Source organism: Mesorhizobium sp. WSM4809 (assembly GCF_055811655.1).
In genome coordinates, this window is the sequence record NZ_JBVVQW010000006.1 from 452,819 (window position 1) to 479,721 (window position 26,903).

Annotated in this window: 26 protein-coding genes; 7 read left to right on the forward strand and 19 right to left on the reverse strand. The window is 63.4% G+C overall.

Annotated features, from left to right (window positions below; translation table 11 throughout):
* Nucleotides 1–81 precede the first annotated feature (81 nt).
* Nucleotides 82–1,257: a CaiB/BaiF CoA transferase family protein gene (locus tag AC0L24_RS18760; RefSeq protein ID WP_127272545.1), complete on the forward strand. Its 1,176-nt coding sequence runs from the start codon at nucleotides 82–84 to the stop codon at nucleotides 1,255–1,257.
* Nucleotides 1,254–2,903, forward strand: coding sequence for a thiamine pyrophosphate-binding protein (locus AC0L24_RS18765; protein WP_473564045.1), 1,650 nt, complete (start codon nucleotides 1,254–1,256; stop codon nucleotides 2,901–2,903). Before AC0L24_RS18760 ends, AC0L24_RS18765 begins: the two co-directional genes overlap by 4 nt.
* Nucleotides 2,904–2,955: 52 nt before the next feature.
* On the opposite strand, the gene AC0L24_RS18770 is transcribed toward AC0L24_RS18765, so the two are convergent.
* Nucleotides 2,956–3,399, reverse strand: a complete 444-nt coding sequence (locus AC0L24_RS18770) for a CHRD domain-containing protein (RefSeq protein WP_473564046.1) — start codon at nucleotides 3,397–3,399, stop codon at nucleotides 2,956–2,958.
* A 138-nt stretch (nucleotides 3,400–3,537) separates the two neighbouring features.
* Nucleotides 3,538–4,821, reverse strand: a complete 1,284-nt coding sequence (locus tag AC0L24_RS18775) for a cystathionine gamma-synthase family protein (RefSeq protein WP_127809969.1) — start codon at nucleotides 4,819–4,821, stop codon at nucleotides 3,538–3,540.
* A gap of 125 nt (nucleotides 4,822–4,946) precedes the next feature.
* Between AC0L24_RS18775 and AC0L24_RS18780 the strand changes: the two genes are divergently transcribed.
* The gene (locus AC0L24_RS18780) at nucleotides 4,947–5,405 is read left to right on the forward strand and encodes an Lrp/AsnC family transcriptional regulator (protein WP_127809968.1); all 459 of its coding nucleotides are present in this window, start codon (nucleotides 4,947–4,949) and stop codon (nucleotides 5,403–5,405) included.
* Nucleotides 5,406–5,450: 45 nt separating this feature from the next.
* Here the strand turns inward: AC0L24_RS18780 and AC0L24_RS18785 are convergent, their stop codons facing one another.
* The 4 genes from AC0L24_RS18785 to AC0L24_RS18800 form a co-directional block, all read right to left on the reverse strand.
* Nucleotides 5,451–6,422: an ABC transporter substrate-binding protein gene (locus AC0L24_RS18785; protein ID WP_013894623.1), complete on the reverse strand. Its 972-nt coding sequence runs from the start codon at nucleotides 6,420–6,422 to the stop codon at nucleotides 5,451–5,453.
* Nucleotides 6,423–6,462: 40 nt separating this feature from the next.
* Nucleotides 6,463–7,617, reverse strand: a complete 1,155-nt coding sequence (locus AC0L24_RS18790; RefSeq protein WP_127809967.1) for an ABC transporter permease — start codon at nucleotides 7,615–7,617, stop codon at nucleotides 6,463–6,465.
* Nucleotides 7,614–8,492 (reverse strand): ABC transporter permease, encoded by an 879-nt coding sequence (locus AC0L24_RS18795; protein ID WP_127809966.1) that lies wholly within the window; start codon nucleotides 8,490–8,492, stop codon nucleotides 7,614–7,616. Before AC0L24_RS18795 ends, AC0L24_RS18790 begins: the two co-directional genes overlap by 4 nt.
* A gap of 409 nt (nucleotides 8,493–8,901) precedes the next feature.
* Nucleotides 8,902–9,693 carry an ABC transporter ATP-binding protein gene (locus AC0L24_RS18800; protein WP_127272369.1) on the reverse strand — a complete coding sequence of 264 codons (792 nt, stop codon included), beginning with the start codon at nucleotides 9,691–9,693 and terminating at the stop codon, nucleotides 8,902–8,904.
* Between the two features lie 157 nt (nucleotides 9,694–9,850).
* Here AC0L24_RS18800 and AC0L24_RS18805 point away from each other — a divergent pair, with 157 nt between their 5' ends.
* Nucleotides 9,851–10,255, forward strand: a complete 405-nt coding sequence (locus AC0L24_RS18805) for a cupin domain-containing protein (RefSeq protein ID WP_127270638.1) — start codon at nucleotides 9,851–9,853, stop codon at nucleotides 10,253–10,255.
* Nucleotides 10,256–10,581: 326 nt separating this feature from the next.
* Here the strand turns inward: AC0L24_RS18805 and hydA are convergent, their stop codons facing one another.
* From hydA to aptA, 4 genes are all read right to left on the reverse strand, one after another.
* A complete protein-coding gene (gene hydA, locus AC0L24_RS18810; RefSeq protein WP_127321629.1) occupies nucleotides 10,582–12,033 on the reverse strand; it encodes a dihydropyrimidinase in 1,452 nt (483 codons plus the stop codon).
* 61 nt (nucleotides 12,034–12,094) lie between these two features.
* On the reverse strand, nucleotides 12,095–13,345 hold the full coding sequence (locus AC0L24_RS18815) for a Zn-dependent hydrolase (protein ID WP_127809965.1): 1,251 nt from the start codon (nucleotides 13,343–13,345) through the stop codon (nucleotides 12,095–12,097).
* 3 nt (nucleotides 13,346–13,348) lie between these two features.
* Nucleotides 13,349–13,768 carry a DUF559 domain-containing protein gene (locus AC0L24_RS18820; protein ID WP_292634670.1) on the reverse strand — a complete coding sequence of 140 codons (420 nt, stop codon included), beginning with the start codon at nucleotides 13,766–13,768 and terminating at the stop codon, nucleotides 13,349–13,351.
* Nucleotides 13,769–13,907: 139 nt separating this feature from the next.
* Complete coding sequence (aptA, locus tag AC0L24_RS18825; RefSeq protein ID WP_127398930.1) at nucleotides 13,908–15,236, reverse strand: omega-aminotransferase AptA; 1,329 nt, start codon at nucleotides 15,234–15,236, stop codon at nucleotides 13,908–13,910.
* Nucleotides 15,237–15,463: 227 nt separating this feature from the next.
* Between aptA and AC0L24_RS18830 the strand changes: the two genes are divergently transcribed.
* Nucleotides 15,464–16,093, forward strand: coding sequence for a TetR family transcriptional regulator C-terminal domain-containing protein (locus tag AC0L24_RS18830; protein ID WP_127331170.1), 630 nt, complete (start codon nucleotides 15,464–15,466; stop codon nucleotides 16,091–16,093).
* 4 nt (nucleotides 16,094–16,097) lie between these two features.
* On the opposite strand, the gene AC0L24_RS18835 is transcribed toward AC0L24_RS18830, so the two are convergent.
* A complete protein-coding gene (locus AC0L24_RS18835) occupies nucleotides 16,098–16,985 on the reverse strand; it encodes a helix-turn-helix transcriptional regulator (RefSeq protein WP_127809963.1) in 888 nt (295 codons plus the stop codon).
* A gap of 103 nt (nucleotides 16,986–17,088) precedes the next feature.
* On the opposite strand from AC0L24_RS18835, the gene AC0L24_RS18840 reads away from it, so the two are divergent.
* On the forward strand, nucleotides 17,089–17,934 hold the full coding sequence (locus AC0L24_RS18840; protein WP_473564047.1) for an SDR family NAD(P)-dependent oxidoreductase: 846 nt from the start codon (nucleotides 17,089–17,091) through the stop codon (nucleotides 17,932–17,934).
* Complete coding sequence (locus AC0L24_RS18845; protein WP_127809961.1) at nucleotides 17,931–18,653, forward strand: SDR family oxidoreductase; 723 nt, start codon at nucleotides 17,931–17,933, stop codon at nucleotides 18,651–18,653. The genes AC0L24_RS18840 and AC0L24_RS18845 overlap by 4 nt, the downstream gene beginning before the upstream one ends.
* A gap of 30 nt (nucleotides 18,654–18,683) precedes the next feature.
* On the opposite strand, the gene AC0L24_RS18850 is transcribed toward AC0L24_RS18845, so the two are convergent.
* From AC0L24_RS18850 to AC0L24_RS18885, 8 genes are all read right to left on the reverse strand, one after another.
* Nucleotides 18,684–18,932, reverse strand: a complete 249-nt coding sequence (locus tag AC0L24_RS18850) for a hypothetical protein (RefSeq protein ID WP_127809960.1) — start codon at nucleotides 18,930–18,932, stop codon at nucleotides 18,684–18,686.
* 60 nt (nucleotides 18,933–18,992) lie between these two features.
* Entirely contained in the window at nucleotides 18,993–19,718 is a 726-nt protein-coding gene (gene otsB / locus AC0L24_RS18855) for a trehalose-phosphatase (RefSeq protein WP_164873974.1), read from the reverse strand.
* 53 nt (nucleotides 19,719–19,771) lie between these two features.
* A complete protein-coding gene (locus AC0L24_RS18860; protein ID WP_127382850.1) occupies nucleotides 19,772–21,553 on the reverse strand; it encodes an alpha,alpha-trehalose-phosphate synthase (UDP-forming) in 1,782 nt (593 codons plus the stop codon).
* Between the two features lie 139 nt (nucleotides 21,554–21,692).
* Nucleotides 21,693–23,855 carry an amylo-alpha-1,6-glucosidase gene (locus AC0L24_RS18865; RefSeq protein WP_127809958.1) on the reverse strand — a complete coding sequence of 721 codons (2,163 nt, stop codon included), beginning with the start codon at nucleotides 23,853–23,855 and terminating at the stop codon, nucleotides 21,693–21,695.
* 50 nt (nucleotides 23,856–23,905) lie between these two features.
* Nucleotides 23,906–24,967 carry a glycosyltransferase family 4 protein gene (locus tag AC0L24_RS18870; RefSeq protein WP_127809957.1) on the reverse strand — a complete coding sequence of 354 codons (1,062 nt, stop codon included), beginning with the start codon at nucleotides 24,965–24,967 and terminating at the stop codon, nucleotides 23,906–23,908.
* 114 nt (nucleotides 24,968–25,081) lie between these two features.
* Nucleotides 25,082–25,459, reverse strand: a complete 378-nt coding sequence (locus AC0L24_RS18875; protein ID WP_127382848.1) for a DoxX family protein — start codon at nucleotides 25,457–25,459, stop codon at nucleotides 25,082–25,084.
* 62 nt (nucleotides 25,460–25,521) lie between these two features.
* The gene (locus AC0L24_RS18880) at nucleotides 25,522–25,980 is read right to left on the reverse strand and encodes a carboxymuconolactone decarboxylase family protein (RefSeq protein ID WP_127269912.1); all 459 of its coding nucleotides are present in this window, start codon (nucleotides 25,978–25,980) and stop codon (nucleotides 25,522–25,524) included.
* Nucleotides 25,981–26,022: 42 nt separating this feature from the next.
* Nucleotides 26,023–26,526 (reverse strand): RrF2 family transcriptional regulator, encoded by a 504-nt coding sequence (locus AC0L24_RS18885; protein ID WP_473564048.1) that lies wholly within the window; start codon nucleotides 26,524–26,526, stop codon nucleotides 26,023–26,025.
* Nucleotides 26,527–26,903: the final 377 nt, after the last annotated feature.

Sequence of the window (26,903 nt, forward strand, 5' to 3'; positions counted from 1 at the left end):
GAGCCGTGACAGCCGTTGCAGGGCTTGATAGAGGCTCTGGTTTCGCAGCAATCACGGTGATTGCGGCAATCACGGTGATTCATGGCTGAGCCCCCGCTGAAAGGCGTCCGCGTCGTCGAACTCGCCCGCATCCTTGCCGGGCCATGGGCCGGGCAGTTGCTTGCCGATCTCGGCGCCGATGTCATCAAGGTCGAAAGCCCCGATGGCGGCGACGACACCCGCAAATGGGGGCCACCCTTCGTCATGGGCAAGGACGGCGAGAACCTGTCGGCCGCCTATTATCATTCCTGCAATCGCGGCAAGCGCTCCATCGCCATCGATTTCTCGACACCGGAAGGCGCCGAGACCGTGCGCCGGCTGGTCGCCACCTCGGACGTGCTGATCGAGAACTTCAAGCTCGGCGGCCTGAAGAAATACGGCCTCGACTATGACAGCCTGCGCCAGATCAACCCGCGCCTCGTCTATTGCTCGATCACCGGCTTCGGCCAGGACGGACCCTATGCGCCGCGCGCCGGCTACGACTTCATCATCCAGGCCATGGCCGGCATGATGTCGATCACCGGCGAGGTCGGCCGCGAGCCGCAAAAGGCCGGCGTCGCCATCTCCGACATCTTCACCGGCCTTTATTCGGTCATCGCCATCCAGGCAGCACTGCGCCATGCCGAGCAGACCGGCGAAGGCCAGCACGTCGACATGGCGCTTTTCGACACCCAGATCTCGGCCCTCGGCAACCAGAATTTGAACTATCTCGTCTCCGGCCAATCGCCGGTGCAGATGGGCAACGCACACATGAACATCGCCCCGTATGAGGTTGTGCCGGTCCGGGATGGGCACATCATCCTGGCGGTCGGCAATGACGGCCAGTTCGCCAAATTCTGCGCCGCTGTCGGACTGGACGACCTGCCTGCCAATCCCGACTTCGCCACCAATCCCGCCCGGGTCGCCAACCGGGTCAAGTTGCGCGAGCGCATGATCGAGGCGCTGAAGATTTTTGACCGCGATCCGCTGCTGGCCAAGCTGGAAGCGGCCGGCGTGCCGGCGAGCCCGATCAACACGATCGGCCAGATGTTCGCCGACCCGCAGACCATCGCGCGCGGCATGCGGCTCGATCTCGACGACGGCCATGGCAATCTTCTGCCTTCGGTGCGTGCGCCGATGGTGATGTCCGGCACGCCGCTGGTCTATGAGCGCCCCTCGCCGCGCCTGGGCGAGCACACGCAAGAAATCCTTGCCGAACTGGAGAAGTCTGGACAATGAAGACCGGCGGACAACTCATCGTCGACGCGCTCGAAGCCAATGGCACCGACCGCATCTATTGCGTGCCGGGTGAATCCTATCTGGCGGTGCTCGACGCGCTGCACGATTCAGCGATCCGCACCATCGTCTGCCGCCAGGAAGGCGGTGCCGCGATGATGGCCGACTGCCACGGCCGCCTGACCGGCAAGCCCGGCATCTGCTTCGTCACCCGCGGCCCCGGCGCCACCAACGCCTCGGCCGGCATCCACATCGCCATGCAGGATTCGATACCCGTCATCCTGTTCATCGGCCAGGTCGCCAGCCACGCCAAGGAGCGCGAGGCGTTCCAGGAGGTGGACTATAAGAGGTTCTTTGGCGACATCGCCAAATGGGTGGTCGAGATCGACGACGCCTCGCGCATCCCCGAATTCGTCACCCGCGCCTTCGCGGTGGCGACGTCGGGCCGCCCCGGCCCGGTGGTCATTTCACTGCCGGAAGACATGCTGACCAGCATCGTCGAGGCGCCCATCGCCTTGCCGCACACGCCGGTGGAAACTCGGGCCGGCGAAGCGGAGCTCGATGCGCTGGAAAAGCTGCTGGCTAAGGCCAAGCGGCCGTTCGTCATCCTCGGCGGCACGCGCTGGGATGCCGAGGCGGTTGCACAAATGCGCACGATCGCCGAGGCCTGGTCCCTGCCGGTCGGCTGCTCCTTCCGCCGCCAGATGCTGTTCGATCATCTGCATCCGAACTATGCCGGCGATGTCGGCATCGGCATCAATCCGAAGCTGGCGACAGCGATCAAGCAGGCCGATCTCGTGCTGCTGATCGGCGGCCGCATGGGCGAAATGCCCTCCTCGGACTACACGCTGCTGAAAAGCCCCTACCCCAACCAGACGCTGGTGCATATCCATGCCGACGCCGGCGAACTCGGCCGCGTCTACCGGCCGACACTGGCGATCAACGCCTCGCCGTCCGCCTTCATCGACGCTTTCGCCAGGCGCAAGCCGGCCTCGGAGCCGACTTGGGCAGCCGAGACGCCAAAGCTGCATGCCGCCTATCTGGACTGGTCGACGCCACCGGAAGGCGGCCCCGGCTCGGTCCAGATGGGGCCGATCATGAACTACCTGGAAAAGATGTTGCCCGACGACGCCATCCTTACCAACGGCGCCGGCAATTACGCCACCTGGGTGCATCGTTTCCACCGCTTCCGCCGCTTCGCCACTCAAGGTGCGCCGACGTCAGGCTCGATGGGCTATGGCACGCCTGCGGCCGTCGCCGCCAAGGAGCTGTTCCCGGAGCGCACCGTGGTCGCCTTCGCCGGCGACGGCTGCTTCCTGATGAACGGGCAGGAATTCGCCACCGCCGTGCAGTATGACCTGCCTATCATTGTGGTCGTCGTCAACAATGGCATCTACGGCACCATCCGCATGCATCAGGAGCGCGAATATCCCGGCCGCGTCGTCGCCACCGATCTTAAGAACCCCGATTTCGCGGCCCTCGCCCGCGCCTATGGCGGCCATGGCGAAACGGTCGACAAGACCGCCGATTTCGCTCCCGCCTTCGAACGTGCCCGCGCCAGCGGCAAGCCGGCGATCGTGGAAATCCGCCTCGACCCCGAAGCGATCACGCCGACCAAGACGATGACGCAGATACGCGACAAGGCGTAGTCCAAACAAAAAAAGAGGCGGTCGCCCGCCCCTTTTTGTCATGCGGCTTGCGCTACTTGGCGGTCTCGATCTGTCCGCGGATTTCGCCGTCCTTGTTGGCTGCCGTGTGCACGTTGACATAGTCCTTGCCGCCCATCAGGTCGGCGGCCTGCGCGTCGGTCAGCACGGCCGACCCTTTGATCGGGCTCTTGAGCTTGCCCTTGAACGGGATCGCTACCCCGGCGTTTTCACCCATCGCGGCTGGGCCGTGAATATGCCCGGCGGTCGCCGGCCCGCTGAGGCCGGAATATTTGACGTTCCAGCTGAGTTTCTTCGTGGCCGTGTCGAAGGTAAGAGCTGCGGTGCCCTTGCCTTTTGTGGTCACCGGCGGGTTCTGCTGGGCGCCGTCGAGCGTCGCTTTCAGCTTCACCGTCTCGGCCAGGGCCGGCGCCGCCGTAAGGAAGGAGGCCGAGATGGCCAGTGCCGAAAGCATGGGCGCCAAGGATTGGATACGCATGAGAATCTCCGTTTGCTGATGACATCCAGCCACGGCTCCCCGGCGCGCGAATGCATCGGCACAACGCTTATAAGAGCGAATGGCTGCGCGCGAGTAACACTTACGTGCAGACTAATGGACCGCGCGATACCGGCGGCGTCAGACGGCTGCCAGCGCCTGGGTCAGGTCGGCGATCAGATCATCCGGGTGCTCCACGCCGATCGACAGCCTGACCGTGGTCTCCAGCACGCCGATGCGTTCGCGCACCTCGAACGGTATGCCCGAATGGGTCATGGCCGCGGGGTGGCTGGCCAAGGATTCCGTTCCGCCCAGGCTCACCGCCAGCTTGAAGATCTGCAGGTTGTTGAGAAAGGCGAAAGCCGCCTTCTCGCCGCCCTTGATATCGAAGGAGAAGGTCGAGCCGGCACCAGTGCATTGCGCCCTGTAGGTGCGGCCAGCCGGCGTTTCCTCGCCCAGGAACGGAAGGTAATGCACCTTCTCGACCTTGGCATGGTCGCGCAGGAATTCGGCGACCAGGCGCGCATTGTCGTTGGCCCGCTCCATGCGGATCGACAGCGTCTCCAGTGAGCGGCCAAGCATCCAGCAGGAATGCGGGTCGAGCTGCGTGCCGATCGCGCCGCGCAGCGCCTTGATCGGCTTGGTGACCGCCTTGCTGCCCATGGCGGCGCCCGCGATCAGGTCGGAATGGCCGCCGACATATTTGGTCAGCGAATAAACAGAGACATCGGCGCCGTGTTCGATCGGCCGCTGGAACACCGGGCCGAGCAGCGTGTTGTCGCAGATAACGATCGGCGTCGACCCTTGGCTCGCGCCAATCTCGTCGGCGATCTTGCGCATCAGCGCGACGTCGACCAGGCTGTTGGTCGGATTTGACGGCGTCTCGATCAGGATGACTGACACGCGGCCTTTCGCGACGGCCGCGTCGGCGGCCGTGCGCACCGCTGTCTCATCGACGCCATCCGCGAAACCGACCGCGCCGATACCGAAGCCGGAGAGCGTGCGCGTCAGAAGCGTCTCCGTGCCGCCGTAAAGCGGCTGCGAATGAAGGATGACGTCGCCCGGCCTGATATAGGCGAGTAGCGTGGTGGCGATCGCCGACATGCCGGATGAAAACAGGATGCAGGCATCCGCCCCCTCATAGATCGCCAGCCGGTCCTCGACGATCTCGCTGTTGGGATGGTTGAAGCGCGAATAGACCAGGCCCGACGCCGTGCCGCTCGGCGGCTCCTTGCGGCCGGAGGTGTAGTCGAAGAAGTCGCGTCCTTCTTCCGCCGACTTGAACACGAAGGTCGAGGTCAGGAACACCGGCGGCTTGACCGCACCCTCCGAAAGCTGCGGATCGAAGCCATAGCTCAGCATCAGCGTCTCCGGGTGGAGCTTGTGGTTGCCGATATGGGTTTTCGACGGGCGTGGCGCGGTCATGATCTTTCCTGCCTGTTCGAGTGAAATAGTGAACGGCAATTTATGCGATCCCGTTCCGCCGGTCCTTGATATTTTTGGGCTCGCATGGCTGCATTCCCGCAACAAATTGCCCGGAGAGACCGAAAGTGCAGCAGAAGATAGCCGACGATTTCGACCTGAAAATCCTGCGTGAACTGCAGGCCGACGCCCGCATCACCAACAATGAGCTTGCCGAGCGGATCGGCCTGTCGCCGTCGCCCTGCCTGAGGCGGGTGCGGCGGCTGGAGGAAACCGGTGTCATCAGGGGCTACACCACGCTGGTCGATCCCTCAGCCTTCGGCTGGAACATGGTCGCCATCGCCACCATCCGGCTCAGCCGCCAGAACGAGGACGAGATCGTCATGTTCGAGGACGCGATCCGCGGCTGGGACGAGGTGCTGGAATGCCACCTCGTCACCGGTTCGCGCGACTATGTGCTGAAAGTAGTGACGGGAAGCCTCGAACAATACGAGCGCTTCATCAAGGAAAAGATCGCGCGGCTGAAATGCGTCGCCTCGATCGAGACCAGCCTCGTCATGAACACCATAAAGGAACGGCGCCTCTGACATTTCTGCCGGTGGCGCCGCGTCTCAAGATCATGCGCAGTAGGCTTACTTGACCGCCTTGTCGGTGATGGCGGTGGTGTAGGCGCCAGTCGGCTCCTTGGTGATGATCTTCTGGTCGAGCAACGCCTTGGCGGTGCGCTCGTAGGTAGCCGGGTCGAGCTTGCCGTCGGCATTGTCGATCAGCTTGGCGACTTCGCTCATCATGCGCTTCTGGTGGTTCTCGTCCTGGCCACCGCCGTCCATGACGATGCCAGCGGCTTCGTCATTGTTGTCGATGGCGTATTTCCAGCCCTTCATCGAGGCGCGCACGAACCGCACCATCTTGTCTTCGAAGGCCGGGTCCTTGAGCTTGTCTTCCGACGCATAGAGCCCGTCCTCAAGCAGGTCGTTGCCCATGGCCGAGTAGTTGAACACGGTCAGCTGTTCGGGCTTGTAGCCGGCGTCGATCAACTGCCAGTACTCGTTGTAGGTCATGACCGAGATACAATCCGCCTGCTTCTGGATCAGCGGTTGCACGTCGAAGCTCTGCTTCAAGACGGTGACGCCGTCCGGGCCGCCGTCGGTCTTGAGGCCGAGCTTGTTCATCCAGGCGTAGAACGGATATTCGTTGCCGAAGAACCAGACACCGAGCGTGTGACCCTTGAAGTCGGCTTCGGTCTTGATCGGGCCGTCCTTCGGGCAGACCAGCTCCATGCCTGCCTTCTTGAACGGCTGGGCGATGTTGACCAGCGGCACACCCTTTTCGCGGGCGGCCAGCGCACCGCCCATCCAGTCGACGATGACATCGGCGCCGCCGCCGGCGATCACCTGCTCGGGCGCGATATCGGGACCGCCCGGCTTGATGTCGACGTCGAGACCTTCGGCCTCATAGAAACCCTTGGCCTTGGCGACATAGTAGCCGGCAAACTGAGCCTGCGTGACCCATTTCAGCTGCAACGTCACCTTGTCGGCGGCCATTGCCTGGAACGCGGCGAGCGACATCGCGCCGGCCAGAACGGGAATAATCAGTCTTTTCATTTTTTTACCCTCTGAAGTTAGTGCCCTAAACCCACCGCCCCTATCCACCACGGACAGAGGGATGCCAAAACGTGACGGCTCTTTCGACAAGAGCGACCACGCCATAAAAGACCGAACCCGCAAGTGCTGCAACTGCGATTTCGGCCCAGACCATGTCGATGTTCATCCGCCCGACCTCGGTCGAGATGCGGAAGCCCATGCCGACGACGGGCGTGCCGAAGAACTCGGCGACGATGGCGCCGATCAGCGCCAGCGTCGAGTTGATCTTCAGCGCGTTGAAGATGAAGGGAGCAGCGGCCGGCAGCCTAAGCTTCAGCAGCGTCGGCCAGTAGCCCGACGCATAGGTGCGCATCAGGTCGCGCTCCATATGGCCGGAGGCGGCCAGACCGGCGACCGTGTTCACCAGCATCGGGAAGAAAGTCATGATGATGACAACAGCCGCCTTGGACTGCCAGTCGAAGCCGAACCACATCACCATGATCGGGGCGACGCCGATGATCGGCAGCGCCGAGACCATGTTGCCGATAGGCAAGAGGCCGCGCCGCAGGAACGGCACACGGTCGGCGAGGATCGCGGTGATGAAGCCGGCGCCGCTGCCCACCACATAGCCGAAGATCACCGCCTTGAAGATGGTCTGCCGGACATCCGCGCCGAGCACCGGCAGCGAACCGGCGATGCGCGCGCCGATTGCGCTTGGCGGCGGCAACAGGATGAAGGGAATGCCGGCGCCACGCGTCACCGCTTCCCAGATGATCAGTATCCAGGCGCCGAAGATGGCCGGGATGATCAGGCGCAGCGCGGTGCGAGCCCAGCTTGCCATCGGGCGAAGGCCCGACAGGACGGCGACGCAGCGCCAGCCAAGCAGCCAGGCACCCGTGAGCAGCAGGAAATAGGGCGCCCGTGCCAGGCCCTCGAAGCCGGTGATGCCGCCAATCAGCAGCCAGGCGGCCAGATGCGCGCCGATGAAAAGCACAACGGCTTCGACGACGGACGGTATTCTGGCCATCGAGATCAAAGCAGCGAGAAGCAGCACGCCGAAGATCAGCCAGTTCGTCGCCGCATAGGGATACATCAACGTCCCTGCGGGCTGCGCCAGCGCGTCGACTTTCGGCGCGGCGATCGGGCCGAGCGCGACCGCGATCAGGCACAGCACGATCGCCAACACCGCCTGCCAGGAGGGTTTCAGCCAGTTCATGCCGGCCTCCCGCCCATGGCGCGGTCGACGAGGCGCCCGGCAATGCCGACAACCATGACGAGAAGTGCTGCCACCACAGACCCAGCAACCAACGCCGACCAGATGTCGATGGACTGGCTGTAATAGGCGCCGGCGAGCAGCTTGGCGCCGATGCCGGCGACCGCACCGGTCGGCAGTTCGCCGACGATGGCGCCGACCAGGCTTGCCGCCACCGCCACCTTCATCGAGGTGAACAGGAACGGCACCGAGGCCGGCACGCGCAATCTCCAGAAGGTTTGCGCACGACTGGCATTGTAGGTGTGCATCAGGTCGAGATGCATGATCTCGGGTGAGCGCAGCCCCTTCACCATGCCGACGGTCACCGGGAAGAATGACAGATAGGTCGAGATCATCGCCTTCGGGATCAGACCGCTGATGCCGATCGCCCCCAGCACGACGATGATCATCGGCGCCACCGCCAGGATGGGAATGGTCTGCGAGGCGATGATCCACGGCATCAGGCTGCGGTCGAGCGTCGCCACATGGACAATGCCGACAGCGATGATGATGCCGAGCGCGGTGCCGAAGGCAAAGCCGAGCAGCGTCGACGACAGCGTCACCCAGGCATTGTAGACCAGGCTGCGGTTCGAGGTGATAGGCCGCAGGAAGGTGTTCTCGAAGAAATTCACCGCCACCTGATGCGGCGCCGGCAATGTCGGCTTCGGCTGCGACAGCGTCTTGCCGACGAGTTCGCTGAACGTGGAGGTCTCACCGGCGCGACGGTCGAGATCGCGCTGGAACGGCGCGTTGAGGATGACAGCGAAGACATACCAGAGCACGACCACCCCAGCGAGGATCGAGGTGACGGGGATGAGTTTGTCGCGGAAGGTGTCCATCTAGCGGGCCCCTTTTCCCGCCAACAAGAGAGGGCGACGACACCCATCTTTCGTCATCCTAGGGCGGAGCAAGGAGCGAAGCGACGCGGCGCAGACCCTAGGATCCATGCCGTTACCTCTGTGCTCCACAACGGTGCGGAAAAAGGCTCCCTGCGCCTCCCTGCGCATTCTCAGCCGCTTTGGCCTTTCGGCCGGCGTCACGGCATGGATCCTAGGGTCTGCGCAAGCTGCTTCGCGCTTGCTTCGCCCTAGGATGACGAAGGCGTGGTGGGCCGCTCCCCCTGCGCACGCCGCCTCGCGGTGCCCTGGGATGACGAAGGCACGGTGGGCCGCCTCCTCACCCGACCTCCGCTTCGCTCCGGCCACCCTCTCCCCGTTGGGGAGAGGAGGGAGCCCGTCGTTTGCTCCCTCAATCATCATAGCTGTGCCCTGCCCGCAGCCCGTCGCGCACGCGCGCCGCGATTGCCAGAAACTCCGGCGTCTCGCGGATGTCGAGCGGCCGCTCTCTCGGCAGTGTCGATTCGATGATGTCGCTGACGCGGCCCGGCCGCGGTGACATGACGACGATGCGCGTCGACAGATAGACGGCCTCCGGAATGGAGTGGGTGACGAAGCAGATGGTCTTGTTGGTGCGTCCCCACAATTCCAGCAATTGCTCGTTGAGATGGTCGCGCACGATCTCGTCCAGCGCGCCGAACGGCTCGTCCATCAGCAGCAGGTCGGCATCGAAGGCCAGCGCACGGGCAATCGAGGCGCGCTGCTGCATGCCGCCCGAGAGCTGCCAGGGATATTTCTTCTCGAAGCCAGAGAGGTTGACGAGCTCGAGCGTGCGCTTGATACGCTCGCCTTGCTCCGCCTTGGACAGGCCCATGATCTCCAGCGGCAGCCCGACATTGCGCTCGATCGTCCGCCACGGAAACAGCGCGGCGGCCTGGAAAACATAGCCATAGGCGCGTTTCTCGCGCGCCTGCTCTGCTGTCATGCCATTGACGGAAATCGTCCCCGAGGTTGGCTTCTCCAGATCGGCGATGACGCGCAGCAGCGTGGTCTTGCCGCAGCCCGAAGGGCCGATGAAGGAGACGAACTCCCCCTTGCCGATGGTGAGATCGACGTTTGACAACGCCTGCACCGGCCCGTCATTGGTCTGGAAGGTCAGTCCGAGTTTGCTTGCCGCGACGACGGCTGGCGAAGTCCCCGTCATCGGCTGCCGCCTGCCTGTTTCCGTCCCTGCGGCGGCTGGAATCCGATTGCTTTTATCGCGATGTTGTTTTCCACTTACCCTGTCCCATTTGGCCCTGTCCCATTTGGCCCTGTCCCACTGACCTTGTCCCACTCGATCGACGCCCGGAGTTTCCCCGATGTCGCCCAAACCCACTTGTCATCTTATCCGCCCTGAAAGCACTTATGAAGGCAAGCAGGGATTGACCTATTTCGCCGGCATCGCCGCCGAGACCGTCGGCGCCTCCGGCATCTGCATGCACATGCTCACCATGCCGCCCGGCGCCCGCGCCAAGGCACATATGCATGAGAGCCACGAGACGGCGATCTATGTGCTCTCCGGCGAAGTCCACACCTGGTACGGCGACCGGCTCGAGCATCATATCGTCGTCAAGGCCGGTGACCTTTTCTATATTCCCGCCGGCGTGCCGCATCTGCCGGCCAATCTGAGCAGCGCTCCGTCTTCGGCCGTCATTGCGCGCACCGATCCCAACGAACAGGAAAGCGTCGTCCTGCTCCCGGAACTGGATGCACTGGTCGCCTGAAGCCGGCATCGACGGGCTAGGATCCCACCGGTCAATTGCCCGAGGTTTGCGCTGCCCCTCATCGCCCTGCCGGGCACTTCTCCCCGTATAGTGACGGGGAGAAGGACGATTTCGCGGAGGATTTCGCCAATCTCCGACGTTACAAAAAAGGGCGGCGAGGTTGCGTTCATCTCCCTTCTCCCCGTCAGTATACGGGGAGAAGGTGCCGGCAGGCGGATGAGGGGCGACGCCGAGTTCGGCAATTAGGCACTGCGACACATCCCCAAAGGCGGCGCCGTGTTTGTCGGCAATCATCCGTTTCTTGGCGTTCTTCGAGCCGCGCAAGCTCAAACCCCGGTCGCCGGGATGCCGGTGCGTTCCACCTTGCGCGGCGCGGAGATTTCCTTCCACGTCGACAGCGCCCGGTTGACCGCCGCATTCGGCTCGCGGCCGACGAATTCTCCATGCCCGGGCTTGGCCTTGATTTCGGCCTCCTGGATCGACAGTTCGCCACGCGAGAACACGAACCGCGGCAGACCGGTCACCTCGAACCCTTCGAACACGTTGTAGTCGATGACGGACTGCTGCTTCTTCGAGGTGATCTTTTTCTTGCGCTTGGGATCCCAGACGACGATGTCGGCGTCGGCGCCCTCTACGATGGCGCCCTTCTTCGGATACATGTTGAGGATCTTGGCGATGTTGGTCGAGGTCACCGCGACGAACTCGTTCATCGTCAGCCGGCCGGTGTTGACGCCCGTCGTCCACAGCACCGGCATGCGGTCTTCAAGCCCGCCGGTGCCGTTCGGGATCTTGGTGAAATCGCCGACGCCGTTACGCTTCTGCTTGGTGGTGAAAGCGCAATGATCGGTCGCCACCACCTGCAGCGAGCCCGCCTGCAGGCCCGCCCACAGCGAATCCTGGTGCAATTTGTTCCGGAAGGGCGGGCTCATCACGCGGCGCGCCGCATGGTCCCAGTCCTTGTCGAAATACTCGCTCTCGTCCAGCGTCAGGTGCTGGATCAGCGGCTCGCCGAACACCCGCATGCCCTTCTGGCGCGCCCGACGGATCGCTTCGTGGCTCTGCTCGCAGGAGACATGCACGACATAGAGCGGCACGCCGGCCATGTCGGCGATCATGATGGCGCGGTTGGTCGCCTCGCCTTCCACTTCGGGCGGCCGTGAATAGGCGTGGCCCTCGGGGCCGTTGTTGCCGGCAGCCAGCAGCTTCTGCGACAGCGCGGCAACCACATCGCCATTCTCGGCATGCACCAGCGGCAGCGCGCCGAGATCGGCGCAGCGCTGGAACGACGCATACATCTCGTCGTCGTCGACCATCAGCGCGCCCTTGTAGGCCATGAAATGCTTGAACGAGGTGATGCCCTTGTCGACGACCGTGGCCATCTCGTCGAACACCTGCTTGCCCCACCAGGTGATCGCCATGTGGAAGGAATAGTCGCACGACGCCTTCGAGGTCTTGTTGTCCCACATCTGCAAGGCTTCGAGCAGCGACTGCTGCGGCGCCGGCAGGCAGAAATCGACCACCATCGTCGTGCCGCCGGAGAGCGCCGCGCGCGTGCCGGATTCGAAATCATCGGCCGAATAGGTGCCCATGAACGGCATTTCGAGATGGGTGTGCGGGTCGATGCCGCCCGGCATGATGTAGCAGCCGGTGGCGTCGAACTCATGGTCGCCATGCAGGCCCGAGCCGATGGCGACGATCTTGCCGTGCTGCATCAGCACATCGGCCTTCCAGGTGCGGTCGGCGGTGACGATGGTGCCGTTTCGGATGACTTTGGTCATTAGCTGTTCCCTTGTTCTTGCCGCGCTTCTTACGAGCGTCGTTTGGAAGGTAGATCTAAGCTCACTCCACGATGACAGCCGTCTCCACCACCGCGTGGAACAAAACGTCGGCACCTGCCGAAGCCCATTCCTTGGTGATCTCCTCGGCCTCGTTGTGGCTCAAGCCGTCGACGCAGGGGCACATCACCATGGCGGTGGGCGCGACGCGGTTGATCCAGCAGGCGTCATGGCCGGCGCCGGAGACGATGTTGCGGTGGGAATAGCCGAGACGTTCGGCGGCATCGCGGATCGCCTTGACGCAACCCGCGTCGAAGGTGACCGGATCGAAAGCGCCGACCTGCTCGATCTCGTAGCGGATGTCGAGCGCGTCGCAGATCGTGTCGATGCCTTCACGGATGCGGCCATCCATAGCGTCCAGCACTTCCTTTTCCGGCGAGCGGATGTCGACGGTGAAGACGGTGCGTCCGGCGATGATGTTGCGCGAGTTGGGATAGACCTCCATGTGGCCGACCGCGCCGACGGCATCGGGCTGGTAGTCCATGGCGATCTCGTGCACCAGTTCGATCACCCGCGCCATGCCGAGCCCGGCATTGCGGCGCTTGGGCATCGGGGTCGAGCCGGTGTGGGCTTCCTTGCCTGTCAGCGTCACCTGCAGCCATTTAAGGCCCTGGCCATGAGTGACGACCCCGATGTCGATATCTTCGTCCTCGAGGATCGGACCCTGTTCGATATGCAGTTCGAAGAAGGCGTGGATCTTGCGGTCACCGACCTTCTCAGTGCCTTTCCAACCGATACGCTCGAGCTCCTCACCGAATTTCTTGCCCTGCTTGTCGACATGCCCGTACACATCGGCCTGGTCGAGCACGCCGGCGAACACGCCGGACGCCATCATAGCCGGCGCAAAGCGCGAGCCCTCCTCGTTCGTCCAGTTGGTGACGACGATCGGATGTTTGGTCTTGATGCCGAGATCGTTGAGCGAGCGCACCACTTCAAGCCCGCCCAGCACGCCGAGCACGCCGTCGTACTTGCCGCCGGTCGGCTGCGTATCGAGATGGCTGCCGACATAGACCGGCGGCAGGCTGGGATCGGTGCCTTCGCGGCGGGCGAACATCGTGCCCATTCCATCGACGCCCATTTCGAGCCCGGCCGCATCGCACCAGCGCTTGAACAGATGCCGCCCTTCGCCGTCTTCGTCGGTCACCGTCTGGCGATTGTTGCCGCCGGCGATGCCGGGGCCAATCTTCGCCATCTCCATGATGGAATCCCACAAACGATCTGAATTGATTCGCAGATTCTCGCCGGGTGCGGCCATGCTCTAAAACCTCATCGATTGCGGGGCGCCGGCGTCCCCCTCCCCCTCGAGGGGAGGGTGGCCGCGAAGCGGTCGGGTGGGGTCGGCTGACATATGCTCAACCTTCCCCTTGACCATCTGCGCGACATGCCACGCGCTGTTTATGACATCGGGCTCGTCAACACGGAAGACGTGAAACCCGAGAGAGCGCAGATAGGCATCACGAACAGCATCGTGCCGTTTACCCTTCTCGTGTTCGTGCAGATCACCGTCGACCTCAACGATCAGCTTCACCGCCAAGCAAACGAAGTCAACGATATAAGGCCCAATCGGGCACTGACGGCGAAACTTGATGCCTCCCGATTTCAACTCCCACAGTTCATACCACAGGAGGGATTCGCCCTTGGTCGCGTGAACTCGAAGCGCGCGCGCCTTCTGGCGCATTTCGAAGCTCACGCGGGTACGGGGCATCAGACGCGGCCACGCAGCAAAAGATCAGGTCGGCACCCAGTCGCACCGACCCCACCCGACCGCTTCGCGGCCACCCTCCCCTCGAGGGGGAGGGATATCCGCGTCCAGTTCGTCAATCTATGGCTCGCAAGACTTCTCTGACATGGTCGATCAATTCGTTGATCTGGCCCTTGGTGATGATCAGCGGCGGCGACAGCGCGATGATGTCGCCGGTGGTGCGGATCAGCGCGCCGCGCTCGAACGCCTTGACGAAGGCCGAGAAGGCCCGCTTGGTCGGCTGGCCGGCGATCGGCGCCAGCTCGATCGCGCCGATCAGGCCGATGTTCCTGATATCGATGACGTTCGGCTCGCCTTTCAGCGAATGCAGCGCGTCTTCCCAGTACGGCGCCAGCTCCTCGCCGCGGGTCAGCAGGCCCTCTTCCTTGTAGGTGTCGAGCGTGCCGAGTGCGGCCGCGCAGGCGATCGGGTTGCCCGAATAGGTGTAGCCGTGGAAGAACTCGATCATGTGCTCGGGGCCGGTCATGAAGGCGTCGTGGATCTCCTTCTTGACGAACACCGCGCCCATCGGGATGACGCCGTTGGAGACGCCCTTGGCGGTGGTCATGATGTCTGGCGTGACACCGAAATAATCGGCGGCGAACGGCGTACCAAGACGACCGAAGCCGGTGATGACCTCGTCGAAGATCAACAGGATGCCATGCTTGGTGCAGATTTCACGCAGCTTCTCGAGATAGCCCTTCGGCGGCAGGATGACGCCGGTGGAGCCTGCGACCGGCTCGACGATGACGGCGGCGATGGTCGAAGCGTCATGCAGGGCGACGATGCGCTCCAGTTCGTTGGCGAGTTCCGCGCCATACTCCGGTACGCCCTTGGTGAAGGCGTTCTTTTCCGGCAGATGCGTGTGCGGCATATGGTCGACGCCGCCGAGCAGCGTGCCGAACATCTTGCGGTTGGTGACGATGCCGCCGACCGAGATGCCGCCGAAATTGACGCCGTGATAGCCGCGCTCGCGACCGATCAGCCGGGTGCGCGAGCCCTCGCCCTTCACACGATGATAGGCGATGGCCATCTTGAGCGCGGTCTCGACCGATTCCGAGCCGGAATTGGTGAAGAAGACATGGTCCATGCCCTTGGGCGCGAGGTCGACCAGGCGGTTGGCCAGTTCGAACACGATCGGGTGGCCCATCTGGAAGGCGGGCGCATAGTCGAGCTCGGCGGCCTGCTGCTGGATCGCCTCGGTGATCTTGGGACGGCAGTGGCCGGCATTGACGCACCACAGGCCGGCGGTGCCGTCGAGAACCTTGCGGCCGTCGCTGGTCGTGTAATGCATGTCCTTGGCGGACACCATCATGCGCGGCGCCTGCTTGAACTGCCGGTTTGCCGTGAACGGCATCCAAAATGCGCTGAGATCGTTCGGCGTGACTTTCAGCCGGTTGGACATGACCAGGACTTCCCCTTGTAATCTGTTTCGGTGCGCCCAACGCTTGGTCTTTGCCGCGTTTTCATGCTACGCAAATTTTTGACCGATTGGACAAACGTTAGCACCGCCCTGTCGGCGGTCAAGGGATTACTAGCGGAAATGCGGCACCTGAAGTGCGTTCCACAGGCTAGGGAAAAACTGGTCCAGAGAATTGGTCCAGATGACCCTCAACGCGAGGGCTGGCAACGGTGACCACGGACGCCCCTCGTCGCACCCGCATCCAGCAGGAAAAGCGCGAACTCATCCTGGAGGCGGCGCTCGAGGTTTTCTCGACCAACGGTTTTCGTGGCTCGACCATTGACCAGATCGCCGAAGCCGCCGGCATGTCGAAGCCGAACCTGCTCTATTATTTCCGCCGCAAGGAAGACATCCACGAGACGCTGATGCAGCGCCTGCTCGACACCTGGCTGGCGCCGCTGCGTGAACTCGATGACATCGGCGACCCCTTGACCGAATTGCGCAGCTACATCAGGCGCAAGCTGGAGATGGCACGCGACTTTCCGCGCGAGAGCCGGCTGTTCGCCAACGAGATCCTGCAAGGCGCGCCGCGCATCATGCCGCTGCTGGCGGGCGAACTGAAAACGCTGGTCGACGAGAAGGCGACCGTCATCAAGGGCTGGATGCGCGCCGGCAAGATCGCCAAGACCGATCCGTGGCACCTGATCTTCTCGATCTGGGCGACGACGCAGCACTACGCCGATTTCGACGTCCAGGTCCGGGCCGTGCTCGGGCCGAACCGCGGCGGCGACGGCCGCTTCGAGGATGCGGCAAGGTTTCTCGAACAATTGTTCTTGGATGGGCTGAAGCCGAAGACCTGACGCTTCAGGCGCTGCGCCGCTCAACCGGCAGCGCGTCCAGCAATGTCTGCAGCTTGGCGACCGAGTTCTGCTCGGCGAGCGGCGTGTAGACGATCAGCTTCATGTCGGAGCCATCGCCGATCGACAGGCTCATATGCTCGAAGATCATGGCGCCCGCGCTCGGGTGCCGGACATGCTTCACCCCCGACAACCGGTGCGCGACGTCGCGCTGCGGCCACCAGGCGCGAAATTCGGGGCTCGAACGCGTCATCAACTCGATCAGCCGCTCGAAATCCGGATCGCCGACATAACGCGCACTCGCGGCCCGGAAGGAGGCCAGCACGGTGCGCGCCAGTTGCTCCCAGTCGACCAGCAGGCGCCGGTGGTGCGGGCTCGTGAACACCATGTGGACGATGTTGCGGGCGTCACCCTCCAGCAAGCCATAGTCGCCGAACACCGCGACGGCAGCCGGGTTCCAGGCCAGCACATCCCAGCGCCGCCCGACAACATAGGCCGGCTGCAGCACCAGGCTCTGCAGCATGTGCAGCAAGGGGCCGTCGACTTTTTCCGGCGCCACGGCACGGCGCTCCGGCTGCTGGCGGTCGGCGAGGATGAACAGATGCTGTTTTTCGGCGGCGTCGAGGCGCAGTGCTTCGGCAAGTGCCGTCAGCACCTCGACCGAGGGCCTGACCTCCCGCCCCTGCTCCAGCCATGTGTACCAGGTGGTGCCGACACCGGCGATCATCGCCACCTCCTCGCGGCGCAAGCCCGGCGTACGCCGCCTGAGACCGGTGGCGATGCCGGTGGCCGAGGGCGTCAGCCTTTCGCGGCGCGAGCGCAGGAAGGCGCCGAGTTCGCGCCGGCGGCTGTCTTCAGCCGAATGTGTGGGGGCAGCGTGGGGTTGGGACTCCATGCGAGTATTATAGCAGTATTGATACCAGGATAAAGTTTGAACTGTTTGGCCCGCGCCAACTGTCCCATCTTCGGTTCAGAGCAACAGAACGGAGGCTCTGAACATGGAACTCAAAGACAAGACGATCCTCATCACCGGCTCTACCGATGGCGTCGGCCGGGTCGTCGCGCAACGGCTCGGCGCCGCGGGCGCCCGTGTGCTGGTGCATGGCCGCGATGCGACGCGCGGCAAGGCTGTTGTCACCGGGATCGAAGCGACCGGCGGCAGGGCGGAGCTTCTGGTCGCCGACCTCTCGTCGCTGGCCGAAGTGCGCCGGCTTGCCGGAGCCGTGCGCGCCCGGACGGATCGGCTCGACATCCTCGTCAACAATGCCGGAATCGGCACAGCGGGCCAAGGTGCCAAAAGGCAGGTCAGCGCCGACGGCTACGAACTGCGCTTCGCGGTCAACTACCTCGCCGGTTTCCTGCTGACATCGGAGCTTCTGTCGTTGCTGAAGGCGAGTGCGCCGGCCCGCATCGTCAATGTCGCCTCTGCGGGGCAGCAGGCGATCGATTTCAGCGATGTCATGCTGACCCGCTCCTATGACGGCGTGCGTGCCTATTGCCAGAGCAAGCTGGCGCAGATCCTGTTCACCGTCGACCTTGCGGAGCAGCTGAAAGGCACCGGCGTCACCGTCAACGCGCTGCATCCGGCGAGCTATTTGAACACCACCATGGTCCGGCAAGCAGGCGTGACGCCGTGGAGCTCGGTCGAGACCGGTGCCGAGGCCATCCTCAACCTCGCCGCCTTACCCGCGCTCGACGGGAAAAGCGGCCTCTATTTCGACGGCCTGCGGGAATCCCGCGCCGATACCCAGGCCTATGACGCCAAGGCAAGGCAACGTCTGCGAGCCTTGAGCCTTGATCTCATCGGCACGGCCTCCCCCACATCGAAGGAAGACCATTCATGACCAAGACAATCGAACACACCGTCATCATCGGCGGCTCGTCCGGCATCGGCCTGGCGACGGCGCGAAAACTGCTTGGCCCGGGCATGAAGGTGACCATCACCGGGCGCAACGAGGACAAACTGAAGAGCGCTTGGAAAAGCCTTGGCAGCGCTGCCGGGAAGGCTGCTTTCGACACCGCGAAGCCGGATGAGGTCCGCCAGTTTTTCCAGAGCCTCGGTCCTTTCGACCATCTGGTGCTGGCGGCCAGCGGCGGCAAGGGCCTCGGCCCCTTCCCGACGCTTGACCTGAGCGACATCGGCAGCGGCGTCGAGGAAAAGGTCCGCCCGCAGCTGTCCTGCCTGCAGGCCGCCTTGCCGACGCTGAACAAGGTCGGATCGGTCACCTTTATCTCGGCGGTGTCGGCGCAACTCGCGACGCCCGGCGTCGCCGGTATCGCCGCCATCAACGGCATGCTGTTGACTGTGGTGCCGATCCTGGCCCTGGAACTGAAGCCGCTGCGCGTTAATGTCGTGGCGCCGGGCGTCATCGACACGCCCTGGTGGGATTTTCTGGCCGAAGAGCAGAGGCAAACGATCTTTGCCGACTATGCCGGCAAGACCCCGGTCGGCCGCGTCGGTCGGGCCGAAGACGTGGCCGACGCAATCGCCTTCCTCGTCTCCAACGGCTTCATGACCGGCCAGGTGCTGACCTGCGACGGCGGCCTGAGATTTGCGGCATAGGAACAGCGACTATCGGGCTCCGACGGGACCTTAATTGGCCTTCTTTGGAACGCGGTCGTTCTCGTCCGCGGGCCTGTCGCCTGCCGGTGTTGCCGAAACAGGCTTTTCCGGCACATGGGAATAGTCAGATGTATCCGCCCCATACATCTTGTTGTCGATCGCCTCTTGCCAGCTGTAGTCCGCGTCGGACGGTGAAACGTCGGCGATCTCATGGCGGGAGGAGCGAGCGTGAAGCCAGTTCGGGGTGATCTCTCGAACCAATTGTGCAAAGCGTCCCATCGAAACCGTTCCTTTCCTTGTCCTTTCCAGGAGGCGCGATCACGGTTGCGTCGGCTGCACCTAGAGTTGACCTCTCAGCCAGGCCAGCGTCTCGGCAACGCCGGCCAGCCCGTACTGCGCGGTCGTTTGCGCCGGTGGTTTGACCCGTATCGATATGCCGCCGGCATCATTGATCGTTTCGAAGCCGTTTTCGTCCGACGTGTCGTCGCCCAGGAAGACCGGGCGGCGACCTGCGAATGGCGCAATCTCCATGAAACGCCGGATCGCGGCACCCTTGGCCGCCTCCAGCGGCAGCAATTCCACTCCGGCGTTGCCGGCAACCACCCGGTAGCCCTTTGGCAGGCCGGCCAGCGCCTGCTCGACGAGCTGCGTCGCGCGCGGAAGCAGATGCGGGGCGGCGCGCGTGTGGATGGCCAGCACCCGTCCCTTGCGCTCGATATACGCCCCACGACCGAGCTCGGCCTCGATCTCGTCGGCAAGGGCTGCGATATCCGCCGGCTCGTCCGCGATCTCGACGTCGTCGTCCGGCAGGAGCCGATGTTCCAGGCCATAGAGCCCGGCGGCGCGCAGTTTCAAAGGCTGAAACAGATGATCGACGGCCGAAACGGACCGGCCCGTGATGAACGCCAACGCCCCGTTCAGCTTGCGGTCCAGGCCTTGCAGCAAGGAGCGAAGCTCGTCGCTGACCGAGACTGCGTCCGGGTGCTCGGCATGTTCCAGCAACGTGCCGTCGATGTCGAGGAACAATGCCCATTCGCCGGCCAGCACAGGCTGCGGTTTCTCCATGACGGCCTGCGGCTTTTGCAGGGTCTCGCCGATCATCTTCTGCAGCGTATCGCTCATGACATCGCCATCCGTCTGCGCTCAAAGATGGAGACGACATTGTCGACGCTGGGCGGCGGGTCGCCGGCGGCACCGGTTACCCGATCGAGGTCTCCGCGCTTGCGCAAACGCGCCGCATCCAGAAGCATGCTGCCGGCCCAGCGATAGACGTTGTTGTTGCGGATCGTCTCGCGCATGGGTCGCATGCGCTCGCGCTGTTCTTCGGGCGCCATGGTCAATGCCTGCAACAGCGCTCCGCTCATCATGGCGGCATCGTAAGGGTTGACGATCAGCGCCTCCAGCAATTCGCGCGAGGCGCCGGCGAATGTGCTGAGCATCAAAACACCCTGCTCGTCGTCGCGCGCGGCGACGAATTCCTTTGCGACGAGGTTCATGCCGTCATGCAGGCTGGTGACCATGCATATGTCGGCGGCCCGATAGATCTCGTAAACCTGTTCCTGCGAGTGATGTTCGGCCACCATGATCACCGGCCTGTAGCCCTCGCTGCCATAACGCCGGTTGAGCTCTTCGGCATAACGGTGGCACTCGTCATGGAGCAATTTGTAGGCCGGCAGCGTGCCGCGGCTGGGTGCCGCGACCTGCAGGAAGACAAGTTTTCCGATCCATTCAGGCTGTCGCTTGAACAATTCGTTCAAAGCGTGAAACCGATCAAGAATGCCTTTGGTGTAATCGAGGCGCTCGACCCCGACGGCCAGCTTCACATCAGCTTTAAGGCCGAACCTCTCGCGCATGCGAGCGCGGCAATCGTCGACATCGGGAAGTTTCGCCAGCAGGTCCGCCGGCCATTCTATCGAGATGGGATAGGCGTGCACCAATGTGGTCCGTCCGCCGTAGGAGATGGCCGCATCGGCCCGCTCGATGCGGCTTTCCAGGAAGCGATCGACGCTTTCGGTGAAATTGTTGGCGTGGAACTGGGTGTGGAAGCCGATGATCGAACTGCCGAGCAGCCCTTCGAGGATGCGTTCACGCCAGGGACAGATGCTGTACACTTCCGAGTTCGGCCACGGGATATGCCAGAAAGTGATGACGATCGCCTCCGGCAGGCGCTCGCGGATCATGCGCGGCAGCAGCGCGAAATGGTAGTCCTGGACCAGCACGATCGGCCGCTCGTTGCGGGCCTCGGCAACCACCGTATCGGCAAACTTGCGGTTGACGGCTTCATAGGCAGCCCAGTCCGAAGCGCGAAAAATCGGCCGGGTGAAGGCGATATGGCAAAGCGGCCAAAGGCCCTCATTGGCGAAACCGAGATAATAGCCCTGGTGCTCTTCCTCCGTCAGCCAGACTCGGCGCAGCGTGTAGGACGGGTTGCCAGGCGGCACCTGCACACGATCGTGGTTGTCGACGGTGAGGCGGTCCGCCGTTCCGCCGCCATAGGCGATCCAGGTGCCGGCACAGGCGCGGGTAATGGGCTCGAGCGCCGACACCAGTCCGCTGGCCGGGACGAGCAACTCGACGCCGTCGCCCTTCACATTGTGGATGTACGGTTCGCGATTGGACACCACGATGACCTGCGCATCGGGCAGATCGTCGGCCAGGATCTTGCGCAATGTTTCGGGCGACCAGGTCACCAGCGCGGCATCGGCCGATTGGCCATTCTTTTCGAACTCCCGTATCACCTTGCGCGCGGCTTCCGCGGCCACATCTTCACCTGCCGTATGTGCGACCGCGGGTGGATGACGGCGACGGTGCCGCGATATGGAGAGGAAAACGGCAAGAGCGGAAAAACCGAGGCTCGCGAAGATCAGAACCCAGAGCAGGTCCGCACCGTAGTTTGTCATTGAATGTCAACTCACCCCGGCCGTCGGCGACCGTTTGTTCGTGTTCCCGTTTGAAATGGTCCGCCGACCACGTGGTCAGCGTTCGGACCTATTTTTGCAACGCACAAAGCTCGGATCGGTTCCGGCAATTTTGTTCGGATCATGTCCTTACGATGAGCGGCACCAGCCCTTCATGGCGGTCGGCAAGGAAAGCGACGACCCGGTCACCGACGCGCTGGAAGGTGAGATCGACGACCCGGTCGCCGACGCCCAGGTGCCGCAGTGTCAGCGTATCGATGCCGATCGGCAGTCTCGGGCGGGTGACGCGGATTTCGCCATCCCAGCCGTCGATCTCCAGGCCAAGGCAGGCCTGCATCAGCATGAAGGCGGATCCCGCCGACCACGCTTGCGGCAGGCAAGCGACGGGATAGGCGATGGGTGCTTCGCCCGGCGCGCGTGTAAACCCGCAGAACAGTTCGGGCAGCCGCATGTTGAAATGGACCGCGGATTCGAATGTGCCGCTCATCAGGCGAACCACGCTTTCACGCTCGCCATAATGCGCCAGGCCGGCACCGCATATGGCGGTGTCGTGCGGCCAGATCGCGCCATTGTGGTACGACATCGGGTTAAAGAACACCGCATCGTCGGCAAGCGTCCTCAGCCCCCAGCCGGAATGGAAGGAGGCGGAAAGCAGCTGGTCGGCGACCATCTGTGCCCGCGCCGGCTCAGGCAATCCGACAAAGAGCAGATGCCCGGCATTCGAGGTCCGCACCTTGCAGGGCTCGCCGGCACCGTCGATCGCGAGGGCATAGAAGCCGAGATCGTCAAGCCAGAAATCGCGTTCCACCGCCACCCGCATCGCCTCGGCGCGGTCCTCCCAGTGATCGGCTTTGTCGTCCTCGCCACGGCGGCGGGCAAGCTTGGCCAGCCCGCGGAAGGCGGCAAAGACATAGCCCTGCACTTCGACCAGGGCTATCGGGCCCTTGGGAATGCGGCCATCGGCATGGAAGACCGAATCGAAACTGTCCTTCCATCCCTGGTTTGCGAGGCCGGACTCGGCCGCTCGCTGGTAAGTCACGAATCCGGTCTCCTGGCCCGCCTCCTCCGTCCATTCGGCCGCCGCGCACAGCGAAGGCCACAGGCCGTCGATGAATGCCATGTCACCGGTACGATCGGCGTAGGCGCAAGCAAGATAGATGTAGAGCGGTGTCGTATCGACGCCACCGTAGTAGCGGCCGAAGGGAAGCTCCCGCAGCGCCACCATTTCGCCTTTGCGGGTCTCGTGCATGATCTTGCCCGGCTGCGAATCGCTGAACGGCGATGTCTCGGTCGCCTGATGCTGGGCCAGAAAGGCCAACACGCCCCGCGCCAGGCCGGGATTGAGCCACAGCATCTGCAGCGCCGAGATGACGCCGTCACGACCGAACGCCGTCGAGAACCATGGGATGCCGGCATAGGGATAGGGGCCGGTCGCCAGTTCGGTGGTCAGCAGCGCGACATCGGCGCGGGCGCGCTCGACCCAATCGTTGAAGACACGGCCCGAGCTGCGCACCGTCGCGCCATGACGACGTTTGGCCCGCATGCCAAAGCGGGCGCGGGCGGCAGCGGCGCGGAACCGGTCGCGGTCGGGCTTGTCGGCCACCTCGGGACCGACCTCGACATAAAGCACCTTCCTGCTGCGCTTGGTCACGGCGATCAGGAAATCGGCACGGTTGGCTGTCAGTTGGTCCGGCGCCTGCGAGAACGATATCGCAGAGAGGCGGGCCAGGCCGTCGAGCCCGTCATAGCGCAGCAGGACCGACGTCGCGTCTGTCTCGGCGGCATGGGCCAGCCCGCGCTTCAGCCGTGTCGACCCCCGCACTTCGAACATGTCGCGGAAATCGGCGGAATAGTGCAGGGAGACGCTGATCGTCGAATGTTCCCGGCTGTAATTGGAAAGGGTGATGCGTTCGAACAGCCTGTCCTGCCAGAGCAGCCTGACGCGTTCGATGTGGATGGCTCCCTGCGGGATGTCGCGTCCGCCGGCGCTCTGTATCGGCAGATTGGTCAAATTGGTGGTGAACAGCACATTGTCCTGGCTGAGTGAGGCGCCAAGCAGCGATGTCTGCCTGCCGCCGACGGTCAGCCGGAACTCGGAAAGAACCCGTGTGTCGTCGCGAAAGAAACCGTCGCCGGCTCCGCGTATGTCGCCATAGGCGTCGGCAACCGCGAAGCAATCGCCCTGCTTGAGCGCAAACAGCCGATGCGGCTCGCGAGGGGCGGTGGCGTCGAGCGATGCAAGCGCAACCGCGGGATCGAGCTGGCGCTCATCGAGTTGGGCCATTCGTCAAAGATCCCTGTTGTTTCGTTGTCGTGGCTCGAGCACGTCGTTGCTCAAGACGCCTTCGCCTCGGTCGGGACGCCGATCAGGCGCGCATAGGCGGCCAGATAGTCGCCGGCCATTCTTCGAGCGGAAAAACGCTTTTCAAAAACGGCCCTCACCTTGCGCCTGTCGAGCTGCAGCAAAGCAGGCACCGCGGCGACCGCGCCATCCAGCGTGTCAGCGATGAAACCGGTCACGCCTTGATCGATGATCTCGGGCAGCGCACCGCAATTCCAGGCGATCACCGGCGTCCCGCAGGCCATGGCCTCGATGGCGGCGAGCCCGAACGGCTCCGGCCAGTCGATCGGGAACAGCAGGCCGGCCGCCTTGCCGAGAAATTCCACCTTCTGGTCCTCCTCGATCTCGCCGACATAGACGATGCGATCGCCGTCGATCAACGGTTCGACCACCTCGTGGAAATAGGCGCGGTCGTCGTCGCCGATCTTTGCCGCAAGCTTCAGCTTGAGCCCCGACCGCAAGGCGATCTCGATGGCGCGGTCCGGGCGCTTGTCGCGTGAGAACCGGCCGAGGAAGGCAAGGTAGGGTTCTTCCGCCGTCGTCTCGAAAGTCGGTTCGTAGAGAGTGGTCGGCAGCCCGTGATGGATCGTCGCCAGCCAATTGGCCTTGGCAAGGCCCGCCTTCTGGCTGTGCGAAATGGAAATCAGGGGAAAACGCGGAAACCGTTCATAGGCCGGCGCCAGGTCCACATAATCCAGCCTGCCATGCGGCGTCGTCACCGTGCGGTCGGCGAGATCCTCGAAGAAGGAAAAGTGCAGGAAATGGCTGAGGTGGAAGTGGATGACATCGAACTCCGACGCCCGGTCCCTCACCTGCGCAAGCATCGAAAGATGCGCAGCGATCTCGGATTTGAGCGGACGCGGATCGAGGCGCAGCGCGCGTTCCCGGCTGGCTACCAGCGTCGCGGAAGTCTGGCTGTCGCCACTGGCGAACAGCGTCACCTCATGGCCCAGATCGACCAGCGCTTCGGTTAGATACGAGACGATGCGCTCGGTGCCGCCATAGAGCCTTGGCGGCACCGATTCATAAAGCGGCGCGACATGGGCGATTTTCATATTCCATCCTGGATGCTGGGCATGCAGGTGTGAAATGCGTCAACGCCTCGATTGGTTCCGATTTTATGATCGAGCCGTCGGCACCAGAGGCCGCAGTCGGCATGCAACTGTGCGTCAAACGGATTGCGCGATCAGGGTCAGAAAGCCACCGCTCAGGGCGACATTGCCGACGAAGCCATTGATGCGGGACGCACGGTCCGGACCCTGATGGTCCCAGAAATTGTGGAACATCGGCGTGGCGACGATGAGGAACAGCAGCAGCACCGCGGCCGCGAGTGCCGTCCACAATCCTGCGATGACCAGCACGCCGGCGGCGATCTGAAGCACGATGCCGAGCCACAGCGCCAATCTTGCCTGCGGCACACCGCGCGCGGCCATCATATGGGTCAGGAAGGCCGCGTTCTGGATGTTGCGCAGGCCGGCGAAGACGAAGGCGCCGCCGAGCAACAGGCGAGCGAGAAACAACAAGGTCGAAGGCAAATCGGCAGGCATCAAACGCTCCCTTGGAAAGTGGAGCGCCGTCTTTCGACGGCGCTCCCAACATAAATGGACAATCAGGCGGCCTTGGCCGCCGGCATCGGGTGAATGGCCTGGAACGGAATGCACAGCCGGTTCCAGGTGTTGATCATGCCGAGCGCAACGGACAGCTTGACCAATTCCTCTTCCGAGAAATGCTCGAGCGTCTTTGCATAGAGCTCGTCCGGCACGCCATTGTTGGCGATCAGGGTGACGGCCTCGGTCCAGGCCAAGGCGGCGCGTTCGCGCTCGGAAAACAGCGGCGATTCCTTCCAGGCTGAAACCAGGTAGAGCCGCTGCTCGGTCTCGCCGTCGCGCCTCGCCTCGCGGCTATGCATCTCGACGCAGTACGAGCAGCCATTGATCTGCGACGCTCTGAGCTTGATCAGGTGCAGCAGGCTCACCTCGAGCCCGCATTCGTCCACCGCCTTGTTGAGCGCCGACACGGCCTTCATGATCTCCGGCGCCTTGGCGAAAAATTGCAGCCTCTGTTTCATCTTCTTGTCCTTTCAAATCTGCCTGGGTTTGGGTCGGCGGGGTTAACTGGATTTCTGCGGCCGCTGGTGGCGCTCGACGAAGGCGCAGCTCGCGGCAAGCGACCTGGGATCGCCTTCTGCCGCATAGGTGGCCACGATATCGGACAGCTTGGTCTCGGCGAGCGCGGCGCGATAGGCGCGCTCGGCCTTCAGCATCGCCGCGTTGATGCCGCAGGGTTTGACATAGGCTGAAGCATCGAGCTTCACCGGACTGCGCTGGCGGATCTCGCCGCAACGGAAGGCCGGCTCGCGGCCCTCGACGGCCAGCACGATGTCGAGCAGCGTGATGCGCTCGGCCGGCCGTGCCAGCCGATAGCCACCGGCAGGCCCGGGCACCGATTCCAGGATGCGCGCGGCGCTCAGCATGTTGAGATGCTTCAGCAGATAGCTAGCCGACAGGCCAAAGGCCTCGGCGAGAGCAGCGCCAGGCATGGTGCTGTTCCCCTCCACACTCGCCAGCGTGGCAGCGCAATGGATGGCTGCCTCAACGCCCTCGCCCAGCTTCATTGGATCGGCTCCTATATCGTGGATACATAGTATCGTGGATAATTCTTATCGGCAATAGGAAAATGCAGAGCCGTCCGCTTTCGAAAAAGGAATACGTTGGTGATTGGCGAAATCGGCGATGACAGCGTCTTTCTCCCCGTCACTATACGGGGAGAAATGCCCGGCAGGGCAATGAGGGGCGGCGCCAACTTTGATATGAGGTGCGGGCGACTGGTGGGCAGATCATCCCAAAGGTCGCGCTGCCCCTCATCCGCCTGCCGGTGTCCAGCCGATAGATGGGTAACAGTTTGAACCGGATACATAGGTAACAGTTTTCCCCCTTATGATGGGTTCGCGGCAGCGCCAAGCGGTTGGGTTGGCGCGGCGCTGCGGCGAAC

Bases quoted from the DNA above. Each gene is read 5' to 3' on its own strand.
- AC0L24_RS18760 (WP_127272545.1), top strand. From the start codon at position 82: ATGGCTGAGCCCCCGCTGAAAGGCGTCCGCGTCGTCGAACTCGCCCGC.
- AC0L24_RS18765 (WP_473564045.1), top strand. From the start codon at position 1,254: ATGAAGACCGGCGGACAACTCATCGTCGACGCGCTCGAAGCCAATGGC.
- AC0L24_RS18770 (WP_473564046.1), bottom strand. From the start codon at position 3,399: ATGCGTATCCAATCCTTGGCGCCCATGCTTTCGGCACTGGCCATCTCG.
- AC0L24_RS18775 (WP_127809969.1), bottom strand. From the start codon at position 4,821: ATGACCGCGCCACGCCCGTCGAAAACCCATATCGGCAACCACAAGCTC.
- AC0L24_RS18785 (WP_013894623.1), bottom strand. From the start codon at position 6,422: ATGAAAAGACTGATTATTCCCGTTCTGGCCGGCGCGATGTCGCTCGCC.
- AC0L24_RS18790 (WP_127809967.1), bottom strand. From the start codon at position 7,617: ATGAACTGGCTGAAACCCTCCTGGCAGGCGGTGTTGGCGATCGTGCTG.
- AC0L24_RS18795 (WP_127809966.1), bottom strand. From the start codon at position 8,492: ATGGACACCTTCCGCGACAAACTCATCCCCGTCACCTCGATCCTCGCT.
- AC0L24_RS18800 (WP_127272369.1), bottom strand. From the start codon at position 9,693: ATGACGGGGACTTCGCCAGCCGTCGTCGCGGCAAGCAAACTCGGACTG.
- AC0L24_RS18805 (WP_127270638.1), top strand. From the start codon at position 9,851: ATGTCGCCCAAACCCACTTGTCATCTTATCCGCCCTGAAAGCACTTAT.
- hydA (WP_127321629.1), bottom strand. From the start codon at position 12,033: ATGACCAAAGTCATCCGAAACGGCACCATCGTCACCGCCGACCGCACC.
- AC0L24_RS18815 (WP_127809965.1), bottom strand. From the start codon at position 13,345: ATGGCCGCACCCGGCGAGAATCTGCGAATCAATTCAGATCGTTTGTGG.
- AC0L24_RS18820 (WP_292634670.1), bottom strand. From the start codon at position 13,768: ATGCGCCAGAAGGCGCGCGCGCTTCGAGTTCACGCGACCAAGGGCGAA.
- aptA (WP_127398930.1), bottom strand. From the start codon at position 15,236: ATGTCCAACCGGCTGAAAGTCACGCCGAACGATCTCAGCGCATTTTGG.
- AC0L24_RS18835 (WP_127809963.1), bottom strand. From the start codon at position 16,985: ATGGAGTCCCAACCCCACGCTGCCCCCACACATTCGGCTGAAGACAGC.
- AC0L24_RS18840 (WP_473564047.1), top strand. From the start codon at position 17,089: ATGGAACTCAAAGACAAGACGATCCTCATCACCGGCTCTACCGATGGC.
- AC0L24_RS18845 (WP_127809961.1), top strand. From the start codon at position 17,931: ATGACCAAGACAATCGAACACACCGTCATCATCGGCGGCTCGTCCGGC.
- AC0L24_RS18850 (WP_127809960.1), bottom strand. From the start codon at position 18,932: ATGGGACGCTTTGCACAATTGGTTCGAGAGATCACCCCGAACTGGCTT.
- otsB (WP_164873974.1), bottom strand. From the start codon at position 19,718: ATGGAGAAACCGCAGCCTGTGCTGGCCGGCGAATGGGCATTGTTCCTC.
- AC0L24_RS18860 (WP_127382850.1), bottom strand. From the start codon at position 21,553: ATGACAAACTACGGTGCGGACCTGCTCTGGGTTCTGATCTTCGCGAGC.
- AC0L24_RS18865 (WP_127809958.1), bottom strand. From the start codon at position 23,855: ATGGCCCAACTCGATGAGCGCCAGCTCGATCCCGCGGTTGCGCTTGCA.
- AC0L24_RS18870 (WP_127809957.1), bottom strand. From the start codon at position 24,967: ATGAAAATCGCCCATGTCGCGCCGCTTTATGAATCGGTGCCGCCAAGG.
- AC0L24_RS18875 (WP_127382848.1), bottom strand. From the start codon at position 25,459: ATGCCTGCCGATTTGCCTTCGACCTTGTTGTTTCTCGCTCGCCTGTTG.
- AC0L24_RS18880 (WP_127269912.1), bottom strand. From the start codon at position 25,980: ATGAAACAGAGGCTGCAATTTTTCGCCAAGGCGCCGGAGATCATGAAG.
- AC0L24_RS18885 (WP_473564048.1), bottom strand. From the start codon at position 26,526: ATGAAGCTGGGCGAGGGCGTTGAGGCAGCCATCCATTGCGCTGCCACG.